This is a genomic window from Streptomyces sp. NPDC036984, assembly GCF_055607665.1.
Map to the genome: position 1 here is coordinate 139,190 of NZ_JBVJRL010000019.1, position 6,385 is coordinate 145,574.

A 6,385-nucleotide genomic window follows, 5' to 3' on the forward strand; every position below is an offset into this window, starting at 1 on the left:
CGCGGAAGCGCCGGTTGCACTCGTCGGCAAGCAGTCTCCGTACAACCCGGGAGAGATGTAGATGTCCGTATCGGACGAGACCAGCACCGTGACCGACGGCATCGTCCTGACCGACGCCGCCGCGTCCAAGGTCAAGGCCCTGCTCGACCAGGAAGGCCGCGACGACCTCGCGCTGCGCGTCGCCGTCCAGCCCGGCGGCTGCTCCGGCCTGCGCTACCAGCTCTTCTTCGACGAGCGTTCGCTCGACGGCGACGTCGAGAAGGACTTCGGCGGGGTCAAGGTCGTCACGGACCGCATGAGCGCTCCGTACCTGGGCGGCGCCACCATCGACTTCGTGGACACGATCGAGAAGCAGGGCTTCACGATCGACAACCCGAACGCGACCGGCTCCTGCGCCTGCGGCGACTCCTTCAGCTGAGCCGGCGGCAGAGCCTGACGGCATGAGAAAGGCGGCGGTCCCTTCCGGGGCCGCCGCCTTTTCATTGCCCGCCTTTTCGTTCCCCGCTCCGGCTAACGCGGCTGCGCCGAGGCGTCCGGCCGCAGGGACCCCGGCTTCGCCTTCGCAATCGCCCTGCCGTCGGTGCCGACCACCGTCCGCCCGTCCAGCGGCGCGTCCAGCCGTACCGTCTTCACGTACTCCTTGGCGATCAGCACGCACACCTTGCCCGGCCACGGCCTCTCGGTGACCTTCACCGTCACCCGGCCGCCGCTCTCCCGCGCCGACGTCTTGTAGTCGGCGCACACCCCGCCGTAGAAGCCGAGGTTCAGCGTCCGGCCGTCCGCCGTGTACGCGTTCACCCGCACACTCCGGGTCTTCCCGGGCGCCCCGGGCGTCTGCGGCGCCGAGGACGGCGACGACGGCGAGGCCGACGGCGACGACGCGGACGGCGAGGCCAGGTACGTCGGGTCGACCGCCGGGTACGTCACCGTGAACGCGTCCGGCGCCGTGGACCCCCGCACCTGGAACAGCCACGACGGCACCAGCGTCTGCCGCCCGCCGACGGAGTGCGCGGCCAGCCCGAACACCGCCTTCTCCACCGTGACGGTGCCCGCCGTCGGCTTCGGCAGCCCCGTGGACGCGCCGCACGGCTGCTCCAGCCGGTCCTTCAGCGGCATGGGGCTCGCACAGCCGCCGATCCCCATCCGGTGGCCGCCCTTCGCCGCCCCGTTCAGCAGCTCCAGCGTCTTCTGTGCGCCCAGCACCGGATACGTGTCGCCCTTCACCGGCGCGCTCAGCAGCCCGTGCCCGCCGACCAGCTCACCCTTCCGGTCGACGGTCAGGCCGGTCGTCCAGCCGTAGGTGGGCAGCCCGCCGATCACCGGGTCGGCGTTGACCACCCGCCGGGCGCCCATGACCTGGCTCGCGTCGATCTTCGCGTCGTCCAGCCCGGCCGCCTTCAGCACCGGCGCCGCCGCCTTCTCGGCCGCCGCCACGCTCACCGGGTCGCCGGCCGGGGCGCCCGGGTCCTGCCCGCAGACGGTCGCCTTCCGGCAGTTGTCGGTGCCCGGCGCATACCGGTCGAAGGTCCAGCTGCCCGGGGCGTCCCGGCTCACCTGGAGGTTCGGTCCCAGGCCGTCCTGCCCGCCGACCCGCCAGTTCCGGCCCTCGGCCACCGGCGTCCCGTCCACCCCGAGTGCCTTCGCCAGCCGGGCCACCTGGTGCCGGCCGACCTCGGCCCGCGGCTCGTACACCGGCGCCGAGCCGGGCCCGTCCGGCAGCTCACCGCGCGCCACGTACCGGGTGCCGTACGGATCCGGCTCACCGGGCGCGATACCGCCGGTGCCCTCGTTCGCCCAGCCGTCCAGGGCGAGCGGCGGGGGAGTGCCCCCGCCGGACGCGGCCGGGCCGCCGGTGCCCCCGCCCGGGCCGCCGCCGGCGGCGAGGTAGGCCCCACCGCCGCCGACCAGCAGCACGGCCGCGGCGGCGACGGACACGACGACGGCGGACGACCGCCGCCGCCCCTCCCGGCCGCCCGCGTCCCCGGCCGCACGTTCTTCGGACGTCTCCGGAACCTCGGCGTTCCCGGATTCCTCAGGCCGCTCGGTGTTCACCGCATCGCTCCTCGCTGGGTCGTCGCCGCATCCCCTGCGCGGGGTACGGCGGTGGGACGCGGGAGGGGAGCGCACGGTTCCCCGGCCCACACCCGGGGTGCGGGCCGCGAGTCGTACCTCGCGGGTCAGTCGCCGTAGTCCGACATCGCGTCCAGCAGCCGGGCGGACCGCGTCGGCACGCTCACCCCGTGGATGAGGGACGGCGGCACCGGCCGGGGCTCGGCGTGCTCCGGGACCGCCCAGTGCGGAGCCATCCGGGCGCAGTCGCCGCGCAGCGCGGCAAGATCGCCGTCGAGGTCGGCCGGAGCGGGGGAGATGCCCTTGAGGTTCGTCATGACGGCACCGTAGACACGGCACACAGTGCGAAGAAAGAGCTACTATCGGGTAGTTTTTCCAGCTACAGCGGGAGCTTCCGAGCGGGTAGCGTGAACTGTCAACCCAGCCTCCCGCAGGAGATTTTGCGTCGTGCGCATCGCAGTCACCGGCTCCATCGCCACTGACCACCTCATGACCTTTCCCGGCCGCTTCGCCGACCAGTTCGTAGCGGACCAACTGCACACGGTTTCACTCTCCTTCCTGGTCGACAACCTCGACGTACGCCGTGGAGGTGTGGGCGCCAACATCGCTTTCGGCATGGGACAGCTCGGCACCGGGCCGATCCTCGTCGGCGCCGCCGGCTTCGATTTCGACGAGTACCGGGCGTGGCTCGACCGGCACGGTGTGGACACCGACTCGGTCCGCATCTCCGAGACCCTGCACACCGCCCGTTTCGTCTGCACCACGGACGCCGACCACAACCAGATCGGCTCCTTCTACACCGGCGCCATGAGCGAGGCCCGGCTGATCGAGCTGAAGACCGTCGCCGACCGGGTGGGCGGCCTCGACCTGGTCCTCATCGGGGCCGACGACCCTGAGGCGATGCTCCGCCACACCGAGGAGTGCCGCACCCGGAACATTCCGTTCGCCGCCGACTTCTCCCAGCAGATCGCCCGCATGGAGGGCGACGAGATCCGGGTCCTGCTCGACGGCGCGACCTACCTCTTCTCCAACGAGTACGAGAAGGGCCTGATCGAGTCCAAGACCGGCTGGACCGACGCGGAGATCCTGGCCAGGGTCGGCCACCGCGTGACCACGCTCGGCTCGCGCGGCGTGCGCATCGAACGGGTCGGCGAGGACCCGATCGAGGTCGGCTGCCCGGAGGAGGAGCGCAAGGCCGACCCCACCGGCGTCGGCGACGCCTTCCGCGCGGGCTTCCTGTCCGGCCTCGTCTGGGGCGTCTCCCTGGAGCGCGCGGCGCAGATCGGGTGCATGCTGGCGACCCTCGTCATCGAGACGGTGGGGACCCAGGAGTACCAGCTGCGGCGCGGGCACTTCATGGAGCGGTTCACCAAGGCGTACGGGGACGCTGCCGCTGAGGAGGTGCAGGCTCACCTCGGCTGAGGTGCCCGTCGGCCAGGCGCCCGCCTCGGTTTTGCCGTGGTCGACCGAGGGTGCGTGGGGGGCTGGTCGCGCCACGCGGCGGAGCCGCATGTCGAACACAGCCCCCGCGCCCCTTTTGGGGCTCCGCCCCGTGCCCCGCTCAGCTCACCCGGCGCACCACGTACGCCGTGCCCCGCTCCGCCGGTTCCTCGCCCACGTACTCCTGCCCCCGCATCTCGCACCACGCCGGGATGTCGAGCCGGGCCGCCTCGTCGTCGGAGAGGACCCGGACGGTCCCGCCCACCGGTACCTGCCCGAACACCTTCGCCAGCTCGATGACGGGGATCGGGCAGCGCTTGCCGAGGGAGTCGACGACCAGTTCCCCCGGGCCCGCCTGTGCGGCCGGTGCCGGCGCCGGCGCCCCCAGCTTCTCCCGCACGCCCGTGACGGCCCCCGGCAGCACCTCCAGGAACCGCTCCACGTCCTCCTCGGCCGCCCCCGCCGGCAGGGACACGCGTACGTTCCCCTCGCTCAGCACCCCCATCGCCTTCAGCACATGGCTGGGCGTCAGCGTGCTGCTCGTGCAGGAGGAGCCGGAGGAGACCGAGAAGCCCGCCCGGTCCAGCTCGTGCAGCAGCGCCTCGCCATCGACGTACAGGCAGGAGAAGGTGACGATCCCGGGCAGTCGGCGCTCGGCGTCGCCGACCACCTCCACGTCCGCCACCAGCTCCGGCACCCGGGTCCGGATCCGCCCCGTCAGCTCCCGCAGCCGTTCCGCCTCCTGGGCCGCCTCGGCCCGTACCGCGCGCAGCGAGGCCACGGCCGCCACGATCGCCGGGAGGTTCTCGAACCCGGGCGCCCGGCCCGACTCCCGCTCGTCCACCGGCCCTTGGGCGGCGAACCGCACCCCCTTGCGTACGACGAGCAGCCCGACCCCCGACGGCCCGCCCCACTTGTGCGCGCTGGCCGCCAGCAGCGACCAGTCACCCTCGACCGGCCCCCACCCCAGCGACTGCGCTCCGTCCACCAGCAGCGGCACACCGGCCGCTCGGCACACCTCGGCCACCTCGGCCACCGGCTGCACGGTGCCCACCTCGTGGTTGGCCGACTGGAGACAGGCCAGCGCGGTGTCGGGCCGTAGCGCGCCCTCGTACGCCGCCGCGGTGACGGCCCCGGCCCGGTTCACGGCCACCTGGGTGACGGTCCCGCCCTCTGCCTCGAACACCTCCGCCGAATGGAGTACGGAGGAATGTTCGACCGCAGACACGATCAGGTGGCGTCCCACCCGACGCCGCCCGGCCAACGCCCCCGCGATCCCCGTGTGTACGGCCCGGGTCCCGGACGAGGTGAACACCACCTCGTCCGCCCGGCACCCGACGGCCTCGGCGGCCGCCTCCCGGGCGGCGTCCAGCAGGATGCGGGCCTTCCGGCCCTCCCGGTACAGCCGAGCGGGATCGGCCCACCCGTCGTCCAGGGAGGCCAACAGAGCCTGACGGGCAACCGGGTGGAGAGGGGCGGCGGAGGCGGCGTCGAAGTAGGACACAGGTCAACGTTAAAGCGCAGGTGGGAGTGGAGGGGCGCGAGAACCCGGCACTCACCCTCAGCCGCACGTCAAACCGCCACAACCCGAGCTATTAGGCACCCATCTCCACCCCGACAGAGTGACAGGCGACGCGTATGCCCCCCTCCCCGCGAAGCCTCGAAGAGCGTCGGCTAGGGTTTGGTCCGCATAAACATCCAAACCCCTGCCCGACGCAGGGCGGCGACCGACCAGCGAGAAGGCCGCAGCCGACCGCGCGGGCGAGACTCTCGGGAAGGCGCTACGTGAGTCCCAACGGCTCCGACCGCTCGCCGCGGCGCCCGATGCGGCGGAAGCTGCTGCAGGCACTGACCGCGGGCCTGGTCCTGGCGACCGCAACCGGTTGCACATACAAGGACTTCCCCCGCCTTGGCATGCCCACCCCGACCACGGAAGAGGCTCCGCGGATCCTCTCCCTGTGGCAGGGCTCCTGGGCTGCCGCGCTCGCCGTCGGCGTGCTGGTGTGGGGCCTGATCCTGTGGAGTGCCCTCTTCCACCGGCGCAGCCGCACCAAGGTCGAGGTTCCTCCGCAGACCCGGTACAACATGCCGATCGAGGCCCTGTACACGGTGGTCCCGATCATCATCATCTCGGTGCTCTTCTACTTCACGGCCCGGGACGAGTCGAAGCTCCTGGACACCTCGAAGAAGCCCGACGTCACGGTGAACGTGGTCGGCTTCCAGTGGAGCTGGGGCTTCAACTACATCGAGAGCGTCCCCGGTTCCACCGGCGATGCCAGGACCGACAAGAACCTGGAAGCCATTCCGGACCGGTTGAAGGACCAGTTCCCGGCGAAGGCCGGCGGTGTCTACGACGTCGGTACGCCCGGTACGCGGAACCCGCAGACGCACAATCCCGGTCCGACGCTCTGGCTGCCCAAGGGCAAGACGGTCCGTTTCGTCCTCACCTCGCGTGACGTCATCCACTCCTTCTGGGTGGTGCCGTTCCTGATGAAGCAGGACGTCATCCCGGGCCACACCAACGCCTTCCAGGTGACTCCCAACAAGGAGGGCACCTTCCTCGGCAAGTGCGCCGAGCTCTGCGGCGTGGACCACTCTCGGATGCTGTTCAACGTGAAGGTCGTCTCCCCGGAGCGCTACGAGCAGCACCTCAAGGAGCTCGCGCAGAAGGGGCAGACCGGTTACATCCCGGCCGGCATCGCGCAGACGAGCCACGAGAAGAACCAGAGGACGAACAACCTGTGAGCATCCTCAACGAACCCCAGGGTGCCGCGGCAGCTGAGGACTCGTACGAGAACGAGCTGCCGGTCCGGCGCAAGCAGCCCGGCAATGTCGTGGTCAAGTGGCTGACGACCACCGACCACAAGACGATCGG

General features: G+C 71.6%; 6 protein-coding genes. 3 read left to right on the top strand and 3 right to left on the bottom strand.

Annotation, left to right across the window (positions count from 1 at the left end; translation table 11 throughout):
• Positions 1–61 precede the first annotated feature (61 nt).
• Positions 62–418 (top strand): HesB/IscA family protein, encoded by a 357-nt coding sequence (locus ACZ7DL_RS29530; protein ID WP_004001854.1) that lies wholly within the window; start codon positions 62–64, stop codon positions 416–418.
• 92 nt (positions 419–510) lie between these two features.
• On the opposite strand, the gene ACZ7DL_RS29535 is transcribed toward ACZ7DL_RS29530, so the two are convergent.
• Positions 511–2,052, bottom strand: a complete 1,542-nt coding sequence (locus tag ACZ7DL_RS29535) for a hypothetical protein (protein WP_470778698.1) — start codon at positions 2,050–2,052, stop codon at positions 511–513.
• Positions 2,053–2,177: 125 nt separating this feature from the next.
• Entirely contained in the window at positions 2,178–2,387 is a 210-nt protein-coding gene (locus ACZ7DL_RS29540) for a hypothetical protein (protein ID WP_470778699.1), read from the bottom strand.
• A 130-nt stretch (positions 2,388–2,517) separates the two neighbouring features.
• On the opposite strand from ACZ7DL_RS29540, the gene ACZ7DL_RS29545 reads away from it, so the two are divergent.
• A complete protein-coding gene (locus ACZ7DL_RS29545) occupies positions 2,518–3,492 on the top strand; it encodes a carbohydrate kinase family protein (RefSeq protein WP_470778701.1) in 975 nt (324 codons plus the stop codon).
• Between the two features lie 139 nt (positions 3,493–3,631).
• Here ACZ7DL_RS29545 and ACZ7DL_RS29550 read toward each other — a convergent pair whose 3' ends face one another.
• The gene (locus ACZ7DL_RS29550) at positions 3,632–5,014 is read right to left on the bottom strand and encodes an aminotransferase class V-fold PLP-dependent enzyme (RefSeq protein ID WP_470778703.1); all 1,383 of its coding nucleotides are present in this window, start codon (positions 5,012–5,014) and stop codon (positions 3,632–3,634) included.
• Between the two features lie 281 nt (positions 5,015–5,295).
• Here ACZ7DL_RS29550 and ctaC point away from each other — a divergent pair, with 281 nt between their 5' ends.
• A complete protein-coding gene (gene ctaC, locus ACZ7DL_RS29555; RefSeq protein ID WP_470778704.1) occupies positions 5,296–6,255 on the top strand; it encodes an aa3-type cytochrome oxidase subunit II in 960 nt (319 codons plus the stop codon).
• Positions 6,256–6,385 lie beyond the last annotated feature (130 nt).